At 43.5% G+C, this 16340-nt stretch carries 9 protein-coding genes; all 9 read left to right on the forward strand.

Features of this window, described 5'->3' with window-relative positions; translation table 11 throughout:
• The first annotated feature begins 47 nt into the window (after nt 1-47).
• The 9 genes from IH597_03415 to IH597_03455 all read left to right on the forward strand — a co-directional run bounded on the left by IH597_03415 (nt 48) and on the right by IH597_03455 (nt 16289).
• Nucleotides 48-1631 carry a porin gene (locus IH597_03415; protein ID MBE0661494.1) on the forward strand — a complete coding sequence of 528 codons (1584 nt, stop codon included), beginning with the start codon at nt 48-50 and terminating at the stop codon, nt 1629-1631.
• A 29-nt stretch (nt 1632-1660) separates the two neighbouring features.
• Nucleotides 1661-4126, forward strand: coding sequence for a lamin tail domain-containing protein (locus IH597_03420; protein ID MBE0661495.1), 2466 nt, complete (start codon nt 1661-1663; stop codon nt 4124-4126).
• 187 nt (nt 4127-4313) lie between these two features.
• The gene (locus tag IH597_03425) at nt 4314-4955 is read left to right on the forward strand and encodes a hypothetical protein (protein MBE0661496.1); all 642 of its coding nucleotides are present in this window, start codon (nt 4314-4316) and stop codon (nt 4953-4955) included.
• Between the two features lie 351 nt (nt 4956-5306).
• Complete coding sequence (locus IH597_03430; protein ID MBE0661497.1) at nt 5307-5774, forward strand: CYTH domain-containing protein; 468 nt, start codon at nt 5307-5309, stop codon at nt 5772-5774.
• A 245-nt stretch (nt 5775-6019) separates the two neighbouring features.
• Nucleotides 6020-7654 carry a DASS family sodium-coupled anion symporter gene (locus IH597_03435; GenBank protein MBE0661498.1) on the forward strand — a complete coding sequence of 545 codons (1635 nt, stop codon included), beginning with the start codon at nt 6020-6022 and terminating at the stop codon, nt 7652-7654.
• Nucleotides 7655-7688: 34 nt separating this feature from the next.
• A complete protein-coding gene (locus IH597_03440) occupies nt 7689-9155 on the forward strand; it encodes a hypothetical protein (protein ID MBE0661499.1) in 1467 nt (488 codons plus the stop codon).
• 22 nt (nt 9156-9177) lie between these two features.
• A complete protein-coding gene (locus tag IH597_03445; GenBank protein MBE0661500.1) occupies nt 9178-10377 on the forward strand; it encodes a T9SS type A sorting domain-containing protein in 1200 nt (399 codons plus the stop codon).
• A 185-nt stretch (nt 10378-10562) separates the two neighbouring features.
• Nucleotides 10563-14435: a PKD domain-containing protein gene (locus IH597_03450; GenBank protein ID MBE0661501.1), complete on the forward strand. Its 3873-nt coding sequence runs from the start codon at nt 10563-10565 to the stop codon at nt 14433-14435.
• 162 nt (nt 14436-14597) lie between these two features.
• Nucleotides 14598-16289, forward strand: coding sequence for a choice-of-anchor J domain-containing protein (locus tag IH597_03455; GenBank protein MBE0661502.1), 1692 nt, complete (start codon nt 14598-14600; stop codon nt 16287-16289).
• The last annotated feature ends 51 nt before the right edge of the window (nt 16290-16340 follow it).

Below are 16340 nucleotides of genomic sequence, written 5' to 3' on the forward strand. Positions count from 1 at the left end.
GTTATATTCACAAACAGGTCCATTTATACACCAAAATCAAAATTTTTATGAAACAGAAAAGTGTTTTATTAAGCATCGTGCTAAGCATCTTATGCCTGGTTTCGTTTGCACAAACCCGGATTGTTAACGGCAAAGTAACATCTTCGGATGGCGATGTTCCGCTGGCCAATGTCAGCGTACGCCTGAAAGGAGCAATCACTGTTGCCCAAACGAAAGAGGATGGAACTTTTTCAATTGAAGTGCATCAGGGATCAACGGATATGTTGATATTTTCACACCCGGATCACGATGAAATTGAATTCTTCCTGAACGGTAACACTACGGCCAAGGTTCAAATGACCGTAAACATACGCTATAATCAATACGGCGTAAGGGTAAACCGCAACCCATTATTTGTTGAAGAGCGGAATGGAATCCTTGTTTTTGAGAACAAGGATCAGACCCATAGGGTTTGGTACGATGTACGCGTCCAGGCTGATGGTGCCATGTTTTTTGGCGAAACCTATAACGATATAGGCAATGGAACTTCTATTCGGCGCGCACGTTTTGCAGTTAAAACAGAGTTTGCCAAACATTGGTACGCTGAATTTGATATGGATATTGCCAATTCACAGCTTGAACTGAAGGATGCCTATTTACAACGCAGTTTTGGTAAAAACTTTGAATTAAGGGTTGGTAACTTCAAAGAAAGTTATTCGATGGAATCAACAACTACTTCCCGTTACCTTACATTCATGGAAAGGCCAATGGCCGTTCATTGCTTCGCCCCATCCCGCCACATTGGACTTGCAGCCAATTATAATAAAAACTGGCTACTTGCCCTCGGCGGCATCTATTTCCAAAAGGTGGATGACATTGAGGAGAGAACCTTCTCACTCGACAATAACAAAGACTTTGGCATAGATGAAGGCTACTCGCTGACCGGGAAACTGGTTATCATGCCATTTTATAACGATATGAATAAAGGACTGCATTTTGGTGTGGCAGGTTCATACCGCACTCCCAAATCCGATGCCGAAGTGGCCGGAACGCATAGGTATAGTGTGCGCTCACTTACTTCCATCAACAGGAAGAAATATATGGATACCGACCTTATCGGGAAAGTTGACAATACAACCCTGGGCGGTTTTGAACTGGCCGGATATTACAAAAACATCAGGATACAAAGTGAATACCTGATGAGCAGTGTTAACAGGTTAGAGGATTTGGAAACCCTCAATTTCGATGGCGGATATGTGTTTGGAAGCTGGCTGCTGTTTGGTGGTAAATACAATTATAACACCAGCGAAGGAGAATTTACCCAGGTAACACGCGGCAAGTCGTGGGGCGATGTTGAACTGGCCTTACGTTTTGATTACCTCAGCCTGAACAGTGATATGGAAACGCTGATGGGTGGCGCAGGCGAAGGCATAACTTTTGGCCTGAATTATTACGCAAACAATAACGTAAAAATTATGCTTAACTATGCTTACCTGAACCATGACCGTTATGCAAGTGGAAAGAACAAGCTGTTTGTAGGATACGATGCCAATGGCGAACTCACCCGCATCCCACAGCTTGTGGTTGATGGTAAAGGCAAGGCCGGAGAAGACTATAGCATGATAAGCCTCAGGTTCGAAGTTGATTTTTGAGAAGTCTAAAACATTAATAATTGAAGAAAATGAAAACAAAGTATTTAGTATTGATCGCGCTAGTACTCAGCCTTGCTTTTAATGGCTGTGTGAAAGATGAAATCTTCCAGGGTCCTCCTATCATCAGTGACATGGTGCTTAATCCGCAGGTTCCTTCCGAAAACCAGGCTGTAACCGTGACTGTGAAAGTGACCGATATGAATGAATTGAAAACGGTAACATTGCATTACACTCCCGGAAGCGGTGCCAGGGTTTCAATTCCGATGACTTCAACTGTTAACAACCTGTTTACTGCGCAAATACCTGGACAGGCAGCAGATGTAACTGTCAATTTTTATATAGAGGCTGAAAACAATTCTGGTAAAATATCTTATCATCCTTCCGGCGCCCCAGCTACAACTGCTGCTTACACAGTAGGTGCACCACTTATTGTTATGAATGAGATATATTCCCGTGGTCTTCCTGAGGATCCGGATTGGATTGAAATATACAATGGTTCTGATGTACCTGTTGATATCAGTGGTTATACAGTTTATGATAATGGAGGTCAATCCGGAGCCAAACCAAAACTTCCAGTTCCCGATGGAACCATCATTCCTGCAAAAGGATTTTATGTAGTTGTAACCGATATTGGCGGTGAAAACGGCTTTGGAATTTCAAGCGGAGGCGAAGAACTTTGGCTGGAAAACGACAAAGGGAATGTCATTGACAATGTGAATTGTCTGGCTATGGATATTACACAGAGTTATGGCCGCAATCCCGATGGCGTGGGTAGCTGGGAGTTGCTGAATACTATCACCCGTGGCGGAGCCAATAGCACATCTGCTCCTGCCCCGCTGGTCAAAATGAATGAAATTTTCAGCCAGGGCGCAGTTGATAACCCGGATTGGATTGAACTTCACAATGGTTCTAATTTTACTGCTGAAATTGGTGGATATAAAATTTATGACAGCGGCGGACAATCGGGAAGTAAACCGAAATTTGAAATCCCGGCTGGTACTACCATTCCGGCATTCGGATTCGTGGTTATCGTGGTTGATGATGGAACTGCCAGTGGTTTTGGGCTCTCAAGCGGAGGAGAAGAAGTTTGGCTGGAAAATGCTGCCGGAACCATCCTTGATAATGCAACCTTCCCGGCACTTGAGGCTACGCAGTCGTACGGCAGATATCCCGATGGCACTGAAAACTGGCAGGTTTTGTTTGTGGTTACCCGTGGTTTAGCAAATGACAATTCCACTCCTCCTCCACCCGCACCGGTGCTGATGAATGAAATATATTCACGGGGAACTACTGATGATCCCGATTGGATTGAAATTTATAATCCTACAAACAATCCGGTTGATATCAGCGGGTATAAAATCTATGACAGCGGCGGCAATGCCGGAACCAAACCCAAGAAAGAATTTCCGGCCGGAACATCCATCCCCGCAGGTGGTTTTGTCGTGATCGCAACTGAAGGCACAGGCGACGCAAGCGATTTTGGTCTTTCCAGCGGAGGCGAAACAGTCTGGCTCGAAAATATTGAAGGATCAGCTATAGATAGCATTGCTTTTCCGGCGATGGATGTAACCCAATCCTTTGGGCGCATGCCTGATGGAACCGAAAACTGGCAATTGCTGAATACAATCACCAGGGGAGCGCCAAACAGCAATGCGACGCCCATTGTCGTACTATTGAATGAACTATATTCCCGTGGCACAACTGAAGATCCTGATTGGATTGAAATATTTAACGCCTCAACAACCGATGCTGATATTAGCGGTTTCAAGATTTATGACAGCGGTGGCAATGCAGGCACCAAGCCTAAGAAAGAAATCCCGGCAGGTACAATCATTCCGGCAGGTGGTTTCTTTGCGATCGCAACTGAAGGCACAGGCGATGTAAGTGATTTTGGCCTGTCAAGTGGAGGCGAAAAGGTATGGCTCGAAAATGTAGCTAATACGGTGATTGACAGCGTTGAATTTATAGCAATGGAAGCAACTCAAAGCTACGGGCGTTTCCCTGATGGTTCGGAGAATTGGCAGATTCTGAACACGATAACACGGGGTTCAGCAAATAGCAATGCGATGCCAAATCCCATATTTATGAATGAAATATTTTCAAGAGGAACTACTGAAGATCCCGACTGGATTGAAGTTTATAACACTTCAACTACAGACTTTGATATCAGTGGGTATAAAATTTATGACAGTGGCGGACAGGCCGGCACAAAACCTAAAAAGGAATTTCCGGCCGGTTCAGTTATTCCGGCATCAGGATTCCTTGTGATTGTGGTTGACGATGCCGATGCAAGCGGTTTTGGATTATCCAGTGGCGGAGAGGAAGTTTGGCTCGAAAATGCAAATGGTGAGCTGATTGACGATATCGTTTTTCCGGCGATGACGGAAGTCACCTATTCATACGGTCGCAAACCTGACGGATCGGCTAATTTTTTCATCTTCACTGAGATAACCAGGGGCGCTTCAAATAACAATGCTGCAACATTAGGCAAATAGTATATAATTACAGTGACTGCCTTAACCTGTAAGTCTGGCTATTTTTGTCAATCTGATCCGCCACGGCGGATCAGATTGACATGAATTAGTCTCTTAAGACAGCCTCGGTTCTTGTGAACCATAAAGACTCTCTTGTTTTACAAGTGGTGGTTACCAATGTTATAGATCACTTTAATACTACAATACAATGACAAAAGAAAAATTTGAGATAGGCCAGATTTCGAAACCCCGCTTCGAATTCCGCTCCTTTGGACAGAACTTTGACAATGCCCATTTCAGGATGGCCAGATTTTCGGCTCCGGTGCCGGAGAAAGTCTGGGAACGCCACTCTGACGAGATTTACATCTTATCGAGAACCAACGACATCAATAACACCAAGATTCGCGATGGCAAAATGGATATAAAAACCTATGTGCAAACCGTTGACGGCCTTGAGCAATGGAACCCGCTGATGAAAGGCGAATTCCCGATCAATGCCGATGTTTTAAAAAACGAGGTGTTTCCTGCATTTCAGGTTCAGATGCCGGAACTCACAAAAGAGGTTTATACCTACGATGAATTCCTTGAAATGATTAGCAAGCACCCTGATCTGCAGGCTGTAAAGGTGCACAAACAGCGCCTGGGCTACATGGTTAACGATACAATCTGCGAGTTCGGAGAGGTACTCATCAACGGTGCCAGGGTAGTTACAATCAATTCGGAGTCAACAGAAGTTGCTGATATTTTAAAAACCCTCAGGGATTGCAACCTCGAAGGAGTGGAAAACATCAACTACCTGCAGGCCATCAAGCGTGTAATAGGAATGATTGACAAACCTTTGGCAAACTAATACAAATAGGTTTAGGAGTTTAGAAGTTTATATGTTTAGTAATTGACAACCCTAAACCCCTAAACCTCTAAACCTCTAAACCTCCTAAACTCCCTAAACCTCCTAAACTTCTATACTTCTAACCTGAAAACTCCAGAAACAACAAAAATCAAATATCAAAAACCAAATAAATCCAAAATTTTAGTGACCGAAAATATAAACAGTCGAAATAGCTAACTCTCTGAAAATGTTTTGAATTTGATGTTTTTATTTTTGGATTTTGGATATTTTGAATTTTGAATTTTATACCCCCAAAGCAAAAATTATTAAAACAAGACACTAAACCCCCTAAACCCCCTAAACTTTGTAAAAATGGCACAAGAAATAGAACGTAAATTTTTGGTGAAAGGCGAATTTAAACCCTTTTCACAGAAACAAACCCGCATCACCCAGGGTTATCTTTCATCGGTTCCGGAACGCACGGTGAGGGTTCGGATCAAAGGCGACAAAGGATTTATAACCATCAAAGGAATCGGAAGCGCTTCTGGTGCAAGCCGCTATGAATGGGAAAAGGAAATCCCTGTTGCTGAAGTGGACGAACTGTTGAAAATCTGCGAACCGGGCGTAATTGACAAAACCCGTTACCTGGTGAAAGCAGGAAAGCATACCTTTGAAGTGGATGAATTTTATGGTGAAAACCAGGGACTGGTGGTAGCCGAAGTTGAACTGGAATCAGAAGAGGAAAACTTTGAGAGACCCGATTGGCTGGGCGAAGAAGTAACCGGCGATGTGCGTTACTTCAACTCCATGCTGATGAAAGAACCGTATAGTAAATGGTAGCGTTTGGCGTTTGACGTTCGGCGTTGGGCGAATTGAGAGCGATTAATGATTTACGAATGACGATTTTGAATTTTGAGCCTACTTCGAAAAGTCTTTTTTTTTCTCTATAGAGGCTTTCAAATAGGCTGATCTTGTCATCCTGATCCGCCGCGTCGGAGAAGAGTGACAAAAAAATACTAAGCTCAGTAGTTTGAGACTTTTCGAACTAGACTCAATTTGGATTTTGAATTTTGAACAAATTAAACATGGCTGACCAGGAAAAGCATCTCATTGAAAATGGTGTCGAAAAAGGGTTCGATCCGTTGGACATGCACAATTACCGTATTGAAAAACTTCCAAAACGGCAAAAGTCGGATTTTGAACGATACCTGGCCATGGCTGGGCCACCGCTGGCGCTTATTGCCTTTTTCCTGCTTGGTTTTGTAATCAAAATTCCATTTTTGCAGGAAATTGATGCGGCCAGCCTGGTAGATAATGCAGCGAGAAAGGCTTTTGATAAAATAGGCCCTGAAGCATTCATCCGCAGCAATTATCTGATGCTGGCAATTTTTGTGGCAGCCATAATTCTCTGGATCACCGAAGCCATTCCCAACTATCTTACTTCACTTATTTTAATTGTGAGCCTTGTATTGACCGGTGTTTTACCGGAAAAGGAAGCCTATGCCCAGCTAGGACATCCGGTGATGTGGCTCAATATTATGTCGTTTGTGCTGGCAAGCATGCTCGTGAAAACCGGGGTTGCCAAACGGTTTGCCTTGTGGTTCATACTTCGGTTCGGGAAAAATGCCTCCAACATTTTCCTGAGTTTTATCGTCATCAATATGGTGTTGTCGGCTTTTATCTCTGCCACAACGGCCAAAGCAGCAATTCTGTTGCCGATATTTATGGTCATTGCGGCCATTTACGGCGCACGCAGCGGCGATGGCAAGAATAATTTTGGCCGCAGCATTGTATTGCAAAACCTGCTCAACATCAATCTTGGCGCGGGGGCTTTTCTTACAGGTTCAGGCGCCAACCTTCTTGCTGCTGCAATCATTGGAGGTGCTATTGGTGGAACCATTTATTTTTCTGACTGGATGCAGGCCATGTTTCCGGTTATGCTGATCCTGATGTTCACCGGCTATATACTCGCTATGAAGGTGTTCTTTCCCTTACCCGAAAATGAACGTGTTCCGCAAATCAAAGGAGGAATGGAACGTTTGCGCAATGAATACGTCAAACTTGGCAAAATTGATTTCCAGGAAGTGAAGGCAACAATCATTTTTATTCTGATCCTTACTTTCTGGGCTACAGATAAACTGCATGGCATCAGCGCCACCGCAGTGGCCTTTGTGGGAGCAATTGTTGCACTGCTTCCGGGAATCGGGATTGTGAAGTGGAATGATGTTGACATTCCCTGGCACCTGATGCTGTTTTCGGCAGGCGCTTATGCCCTTGGCTCAGGCTTTGCCATCACCGACCTGCCTTCAATCAGCGTCAATGCTTTTTTCGATCATCTTGGCATTGGCGATCAAACCCATTTCTGGGTGCTTTATTTATTACTCACAGGGGTCATGATTTTCAGCGCACTGATTTTTCAATCCAAAACCATGCGGGCAATGATTTTTGTGCCAATAGCAATAGGGGTGGCCAACAGGTTTGGATACCCTGTGATAAGCCTGGCGCTTCCGGTAGCATTTATGATAGAACATGTGTATGTGCTGCCATTTAACAGTAAACCGGCCGCGCTGCTTTATGAAACCGATATGTATAGTTATGGCGATTCTTTTAAATTTGGATTCACCATGATGGTTACAGGCTGGTTGCTGAACATAGTAGCCGGAGAAACCTGGTTCCGTTATCTGGGAATTACACCCGATGGAGTTTTTGGGATATTCTGAACAATAACTCAACGGAATCATAAAAAACAGATGAATGATTGAAGAGGTTCTGAAAATACACGATAAGTTTTCAATTGAGATAAAACTTGGGTTCATTGCCAGGAAAAAAATGAAGGTAAGTGATTTTGCCTGCAATACCTGGATGTTTATTCCCAACAGCCTTGATGTAAATCAAGCCACCCTTTCTAAAATGGATTTCTACCGGATGATAAAATCCAATATCAGGCTTATCACTCCTGTTTTTCTTCTGCGCGATATTGCTGACGCCAATGGCTCTCCGTTCAAATTTCTTGAGCAATCATTTGTTAATCTTGCTTCATCGCCCACAAGATCAAAAACGGCTGAGTATGAGTATCAGATTAAAATGTTTTTGTCCATTCTCAAAAGTGCCATCCGAAACGAGATAAACCATATCAGCGGCAACAACATCCATGACGACCTGGCCTTTCTCATTGATAATTATACTAGCAATATCTACAAGATTGCTGAGAATTACAGGAACCTGCGCAGGATCATTAATGTGCCAACAGTTACAAAAGAGGTGCTTAATTATTATTTGTTTGGCGACGAATTCATGAGCAACCTCATTGAACAGCACACATTTACACTTATCAGCGAATTGGAGAAAAACACGAATGTTAAAAAAGGGTCCTATCAACAACTTTCTTCACTTATCAGTAAAGAAATCGCTTATAAAAAAGAAAAGGGCTACCTGGTAGTTGAAAAGAACAGCCCGGATAAAAACAAGGATTTGGTATTCCGCCTGGGTTTGCTGAAAAAATATGCCGAAAACGAATTGTTTCTGAATGCCGATAGAAAAAGGGATGGCGCTATTGCCGAGCAGGTTTATTATAGCCTTGCGGCGGGTTTATCAATGATCTTTGCCACAGCAATTGCGTTTTCATTTCAGCAACGGTATGGTAGTCTGACCATGCCCTTTTTTGTCGCCCTCGTGATTAGCTATATGTTGAAAGACCGGATTAAAGACCTGAGCAGGTTTTATTTTGCCCATAAATTAGGCCGGAGGCATTTTGATCAAAAAACACAGATAACATTAAACGAAAACGAAATTGGCTGGAGTAAAGAAGCCATGGATTTTATTTCAGAAACCAAAGTGCCTGAGGAAGTGATGCGCATGCGGGCCCGTTCAGCAATTCTGGAAGCCAATAACAGGAACAATATGGAAAAGATCATTTTGTACCGGAAATTGGTGAGGTTAAACCGCGAAGCCCTTGATCGAAGCAGCAAGTTTGCCACCTCCGGCATGAATGAAATCATCCGCATAAATTTTTCAGGCTTTATCAATAAAATGGACGACCCGATTGTTCCTGTTTATATGCAAGGCGAGGATGGCGGCAAAAGATATGAAATTGTTAAAGGTGAGAAAATCTATTACGTGAACCTGATCATGCAGCTTAAGAGCGAGGATCAAATGGAATACCACCGTTATCGCATTGCCCTGAACCGTAAAGGGATCAGGAACATAGAATCCTTTCAGTAATTTTAATGTGAACCATGATACCATGAACCTTATGATAAAACCGCTTACGCTCCTGATCCTGCTTTTATTTGCCCTGCCCGAATCCCAAACACAGGTGAAGGAAGCCATGAAACTGTGCGAACACAACGCTTTTTCAACAGCCAATCCCAAAAGTCAGTCCTATACAATTGATCTCAGGACCATCACAAGGCTACCCGCATCGCTTTATGAAAGCTCTGGGATTGTGGTCAGCAATGAAAACCGGATATGGTCGCACCAAGATTCGGGCAATGAAAACATGCTGTATTGCTTTGATACCACTGGCAGCATAATCCGCACGCTTGTGATTTCAAATGCGCAAAATATTGATTGGGAAGATCTTGCTATTGATGATCAGAACCGGATTTACATTAACGATGCAGGCAATAACAACAACAACCGAACCGATCTTGTGATTTACCGCATCCCCGATCCCGAAACTTTCACGGGCAGTTTTGTCAATGCTGAGATCATCAGCTTTACATTTGAAGATCAAACCCAATTCCCACCCCCTCAGTCAAACCTCAATTTCGATATTGAAGGGCTCATCTGGCATGACGACTCATTGTTTCTTTTCACGAAAAACCGCAGTGTTCCGCAAAATGGCTATTGCAAGATGTATAAGCTTCCATCTGAACCTGGAACATATACTGCTATTTTGCTGGATTCCGTTTATTTGGGAAATACCAATGCCATGGCCCGTGTCACAGCCGCTGATATTCTTGCTGAAACAGGAGAATTGGTTTTACTTACCGAAACCAGAATTGTTTCTTTTACCAACTATACCGGCAACAGGTTTTTTAATGGTGAAATGCTTGAATATGTTTTCACATACGCACCCGGACAAAATGAAGGCCTGGCGTTCATAACGCCAAACAGACTGTACATGACCCAGGAAGGAACAGGAGGAATTCCAGGATTTTTATACGAGATTGTTATGCCAATCACCGGCATACCGGATGGTCCAACCGGTCAGTTGAAGTTTAATGTTTTTCCAAACCCAGCCAGGGATATTCTCAGCATTAGCAGTTATTTTTCTGATCCGGCCTTGCTGGAGCTTTACGATATTCACGGCAAGCTCTTATATCAATCCGAAATAGGCAGCAGCCGTCAGCTTGATGTTTCCGGCTTTGAACCTGGAGTCATTTGCGTCAGGCTCACCGGAGATAATCAGTATTTTACAAGAAAGATTGTTAAATTGTGATGCAGGGCTGAATAAAGGATCATATTCATTCAATCTGTTTAAAACTCCTGTTAAATATTAACATTCAGGTAATGGCTCATCGGTTTATAATGTGTTATTTTGCATAAAAATAGGCTTGAGCAAGCAAGTCATTCTCAAAATAAAACATATCATTTTAAAATATTAATAACCAATAATTTAATATCATGAGAAAAAAGGTGCTACTTTTCAACAAGATCACATTTATTGCATTTATTCTTTTGCTGGGCAGCAATATTGCCAAGAGCCAGCAACTGCTTTATTATTGGAATTTTAATGACAATGTTCCCCCTACAAATGCCAACTGGGCTCAACCCATTCCTTCTCAGATTGGTGGTGCTCAGATTAGCTACACTTTTACCGAAGCATTTTCCTTTGCTGGGACAACCTTCAATGGCATTGAAGGTGAGGTAAATGGTGGAAGCTTATCCCCGCGCGGTGGTGTTGATAATATTAATAATGGTGAGTCTTTTACGATGTCAATTCCTACCACGAGTTACGAGAATATAGGATTATCATATGCCACCCGAAGGACATCCACCGGTTTTACTACACAGGAAGTTCAATATACTACCAATGGCAGCACCTGGCAAACGAAACAAATAATTGATATCTCTGGCTTTGATAACAATTGGTTGGCAAACCAAGTGATTACATTAGATTTTACCGGAGATGCCGGCGTAAACAACAATCCGAATTTTGCTATACGGATTATTGTTACCGGATCTACATCTTCTGCTGGTAACAATCGTTTTGACAATATCAAAATAACCGGCTTGCAACCTGGTGCAGTTCTCCCCCCGGCTAACCTCAATGCCGAAGCCGTCAGCACTTCACAAATTAGCCTTGACTGGGATTTGAACAGCAACAACAACGATGTACTGCTGGCATGGTCAGCCGATGGTGTTTTTGGCAATCCTACCGGTACTTACTCCGTTGGCGCTCCGATTACAGGTGGCGGCACTGTGCTTTATTTTGGATCGGCTACATCCATCAACCATTCCGGTCTTGCTGCCGGCACAACCTATTATTACAAAGCCTGGTCGAAATCAGGCAGCGATTATTCAACTGGAATAACAGCCAGCGAAACCACCTTCCCTGATCCGGCCACCACTACCCTGCCCTATACTGAAACTTTTGACGCTGATCTGGGCAACTGTTATGTTTACAGTGTTTCCGGACCCACTAAATTCTGGAATTATGCAACCTTCAGTGGCAATGGTTTTGCACAATCGAATGGTTTCAATTCAGGCGATCTTGAAGAAGACTGGCTGATCCTGCCAGGCATAAATCTTAATGATTATATCAATGAAGTACTCACCTTTGAAACATGGTGGAGATACGGAACCGACGATGTGAATAATTATCTTAAACTTTTTTATTCAGCAAATTATCCCGGAACAGGCGATCCGACATCTGCAACCTGGACAGAACTTGCGTTCATTCAGCCAGCAATTGAACAAACATGGACAGGATCAGGTAATATTGATTTGTCTGGAATCAGTGGTTCCATGGTTTATATTGGTCTCAAATACAGATACGAATCCGGCAGCTATAGGTGGTGGGAAGTAGATAATCTCTCTGTCACCGGAATTCCTAGCGGATCGACTGCCACTAAACTGAGTGTTTCTGACGTAAACAATGGTACTTCTCCTTCGGTGCTTACACCTTTTGAAGTAACCGTTACAGCCTTAAACGACAGCAACATGCCCGCTGCAGTCAATGCTGATACACCGGTGACTTTATCGCTGGCAAGCGGAACCGGAGCGCTCGGAGGAGCACTGGGTGGAGTCATTCCGCAAGGCGAAACCAGCGTTACACTTGCAACAGTTACCTACAATATTGCTGAAACCGGTGTTTCAATCAGTGCTTCCGCTACAGGCCTTACTTCAGGAACCAGCGCTCCATTTGAGGTTCTGTCTGCGGCTAACCATCTGGCATTTGTAAATGTTCCTGCCTATGGACAAATCAGTTCTCCAGTTACACCTTTTACCGTTGAAGCGCGCCGGGCAAACAATACACTTGATCTTAACTTTACCGGAAACATTACCCTGTCAAAAGCAAGTGGTCCGGGAACCATAACCGGAACTCTTGTTTTACCGGCGGTGGCAGGTGTTGTTGAGTTCAGCGATATTGAATTTGATCAGGCGGGAACTTATACATTGCAGGCTGCTTCGGGAAGTTTAACCAGCGCCACAAGTACTGCATTGGTTATTTTGGGTGAACCCCAGGTTGTAGCAGAAATCTTACCACAATACATAATGGGCAATAACCCTGGCAACAACAGGCTTCCCTTTGCTTTCCGGGCAACTTTCAGTAACCTGATACCCAATGCTATCTATAAATACATTAATCAGGCTGTTATTAATACCGACGAGCCGACCTCAGCCGGTGCCGGAAATGCCATTTATGTTACCACAAGTGGTGATTTTATCCGGTCAACAGGAACGAGTTTTACCAATCCCGATCAGCATTACGAATTTACTACCAATGCAAGTGGCACTTTTACCGGATGGTTTGTTACGGAGCCCACAGGAAATGCTAGGTTCACACCAGGCAACCAGGTATTTATGCGTATCAGGTTGAACAATGGTGCAGGCGGAACTTCAGCAGCCCATTACCTGACAATTGCAGAATCTGTTACTGTGCTTGGACTGGGAACCGAAAATGATGCGTTACAGGGCTCTGGTGTTTACGGCAAGCATTTCTCAACAGGCAAGAACTTCGCATTACTTTACGATAATATTGCAGGAACAGGCAGGCCACTTTCCGCTTCATTTATCGAAAATGACGGAACCACCGGGGGTACTGCATACCCAATATTCTATCAGAATCATGTTGATGGCCTCGAAGGCTCATGGGGCGCTTTGATTCCCAATCAGCTGGTCAATGGCCTTCGCCGCGTTGAAATCCGCGACAGGACAAGTGGAAGTATTATTGCCGGATCTGCTACCGTTGCGAATGGTATCTGGCCTTATGGTTCTAATACTGTGAACCCAACAACTGGCACTACCGGATTGCTTATCACACCCTGGCCTAATTTTGTTGCCAGCGCTGTTAATGTGGCTCCGGGAACTACAGTTACATTTACAGATCTCACATTGGGATCACCAACTGCCTGGAACTGGGAATTTATTGGGGGAACACCAAGTTCCTCTTCGCTGCAAAATCCATCCGTTATATATTATAATACCGGTGAGTTTGATGTGACCCTGGAAATAACCACAGAATTCGGAACCGAAGTTATCTCCAAGACCGAATACATCAATGTGAACCCCTTGCCCTGGCCCGAATTCTCAGGAACACCCACCGTTGTACCCATTGGCGAAGGCGTTACATTTACCGATATGAGTACGGGCGATCCAACTTCATGGTCATGGACTTTTGAAGGAGGCACACCGGCCACTTTTAACGGACAAACTCCGCCTGCAGTGACCTATAGCACACCCGGCCAATACGATGTTACCCTCGTAGTTTCGAACCAATGGGGTTCAAACGACATTACCAAAACTGATTATATCACTACTGGATTCCCACCTGTGGTTGACTTTTCGGCAAATACTACCAATATCATCGAAGGACAGACGGTAATTTTCAGCGATCTTACGCAACATGACCCAACCACCTGGGCTTGGGAGTTTGAAGGTGGAATACCGGCAACTTCTGCGAACCAAAATCCTCAGGTTGTGTATAATGCTCCCGGAAGTTTTTCAGTGACACTTACCGCAACCAACCAATTTGGCGAAGACATGTTGACCAAAACCACGTACATTGTGGTAAATCCTGTTGGGATCAGCAATCCGGAGGTGCCTCAATTAGTGCTTTGGCCAAACCCAGGCAGCGGTCTTTTCAACATAAGTTTACCGCAAGCAGGAATGGTAGTAAAAATTTACAATCTCACAGGGCAGATGTTGATGCAAACAATCTTAAACAAAGGAATCAGAGAATTAAATATTAGCCATTTAGATAAGGGAGTTTACATTATTGAGGGTGCTGCAACCGATGGTTTCATTGCCAGAACCAAACTACTGCTTCAATAGTGAGTTCTTAACCAGCATTAAAATTCAATTCCGGCAAATGTTTTTTGAGCAAATGCCGGGATTGTAAATATAATTCGTGGTACAAAAATTGTTGCTTAAAACTGCTACTTTTATGCTTTAATTTTAAAGAAAAATCTTTTTACGAACCAAAATAATTTAATCATGATTAAAAACTTACATTCAATTTTTAGCGCATTGGCAATCACACTATTGTTAGTGTTTGCAACCAATGCTTTGCATGCACAAACGCTGCTTTATTACTGGAACTTTAACGACAATGTTCCGGCAACTGACGAAAACTGGACTCAGCCCATAATGTCGCAAATTGGCGATGCAGAAATAAGCTACACATTTACTGAAGCATATTCATTTAGTGGAACTACCATCAATGGAATAGAAGGTGAAGTAAATGGTGGAAGTTTTGCCCCTCGTGGTGGCGTTGATGTTGTAAACAATGGAGCTTATTTTACAATCACAGCCCCAACAACAGGTTATCAGGACATCATCCTCACCTATCCCACGAGGCGTACTTCCACAGGTTTCCATACTCAGGAAATACAATATACTATTGATGGTACCAACTGGCTGCCCAAGGAGAGTATTGATATTTCGTTATTTGTTAGCAATTGGGTAGAAGGGCAGGTAATAAACGTTAATTTCAGTGGGGTTGCCGGTGTTGACGACAATCCGGATTTTGCTATCCGGGTAATTCTGACCGGAGCAGGCACTTCTGCTGGAAATAACAGGATTGATAATATCAAGGTGACTGGTTCGCAGCCAGGCGCTGTATCACCACCAGCAAATTTTTCAGCCGCCACGGTGAGCGTTTCGCAAATTGACCTTAACTGGGTATTAAACAGCAATAACAACCCGGTTCTCATCGCCTGGTCAGCCGATGGTGTATTTGGAAACCCCAGCGGTTCTTACGATATTGATGACCCAATTACGGGCGGTGGCACTGTGATCTACATGGGTGCGGCAACAAGCTTTTCACACGAAGACCTTAGTGCTGGAACCCCATATTATTACAAAGCCTGGTCTCAGCAAGGAAGTGATTATTCAGCGGGAGTAACAGCACAGGCAACTACCACACCATTGCCGGCGGTTACTGCTTTACCGTATAATGAAGTTTTTGAAGCCGATTTAGGCGATAGCTATGTTTACAGCGTTTCGGGGCCTACCAAATTATGGAATTTTGCAATTTATGAAGACAATGGCTATGCACAGATCAATGGCTTCAATTCAGGTGATGTTGAAGAAGACTGGCTCATTCTGCCAGGAGTAAACTTCGATGACTACGAAAACGAAGTTATGACTTTTGATACATGGTGGCGCTATGGAGAAGATGATGACAACAATTACCTTAAACTTTTCTATTCTACCGATTATCCGGGAACTGGTAATCCTGCCACGTCAACATGGACAGAACTTGCATTTACAAAGCCAACTGCTGAGGATACCTGGGCTTCATCGGGACAAATTGACCTCACCGGAATTACCGGCGAAATGGTTTATATTGGATTTAAGTACCGCTATGAAGCCGGAAAATACAAATGGTGGCAGGTGGATGATATTTCTGTTCTTGGCGATCCAACAGGTATTGACGATGGGCCGGCAGCTTCATTATTACAAATCGGGCCTAACCCAACATCAGGAAGGGTTACGCTAATGTTGCCAGAAACCAACCAGAAAATATTGGTTTACAACATAACAGGAAATGTGGTTCTTGAAACTACGAATTTGGAAAAGAGTTTCGAGCTTAACATGGGATCACACAGTAAGGGAATTTATATCATAAAAGTAATTTCGGCTGATGGCGTAAGATCGTCACATTCAAAATTGATTGTACAATAGCGTCTGTTCGATCCCGATAATAAGCTGCGGCAAAAATCATAATTTATCCTT

The sequence above is a fragment of the Bacteroidales bacterium genome (assembly GCA_014860575.1).
In the GTDB taxonomy this organism is placed as follows: Bacteria; Bacteroidota; Bacteroidia; order Bacteroidales; family JAAYJT01; genus JAAYJT01.

Coding starts and splice junctions, on each gene's coding strand:
- IH597_03415 (MBE0661494.1), top strand. CDS start 48: ATGAAACAGAAAAGTGTTTTATTAAGCATCGTGCTAAGCATCTTATGC.
- IH597_03420 (MBE0661495.1), top strand. CDS start 1,661: ATGAAAACAAAGTATTTAGTATTGATCGCGCTAGTACTCAGCCTTGCT.
- IH597_03425 (MBE0661496.1), top strand. CDS start 4,314: ATGACAAAAGAAAAATTTGAGATAGGCCAGATTTCGAAACCCCGCTTC.
- IH597_03430 (MBE0661497.1), top strand. CDS start 5,307: ATGGCACAAGAAATAGAACGTAAATTTTTGGTGAAAGGCGAATTTAAA.
- IH597_03435 (MBE0661498.1), top strand. CDS start 6,020: ATGGCTGACCAGGAAAAGCATCTCATTGAAAATGGTGTCGAAAAAGGG.
- IH597_03440 (MBE0661499.1), top strand. CDS start 7,689: ATGATTGAAGAGGTTCTGAAAATACACGATAAGTTTTCAATTGAGATA.
- IH597_03445 (MBE0661500.1), top strand. CDS start 9,178: ATGAACCTTATGATAAAACCGCTTACGCTCCTGATCCTGCTTTTATTT.
- IH597_03450 (MBE0661501.1), top strand. CDS start 10,563: ATGAGAAAAAAGGTGCTACTTTTCAACAAGATCACATTTATTGCATTT.
- IH597_03455 (MBE0661502.1), top strand. CDS start 14,598: ATGATTAAAAACTTACATTCAATTTTTAGCGCATTGGCAATCACACTA.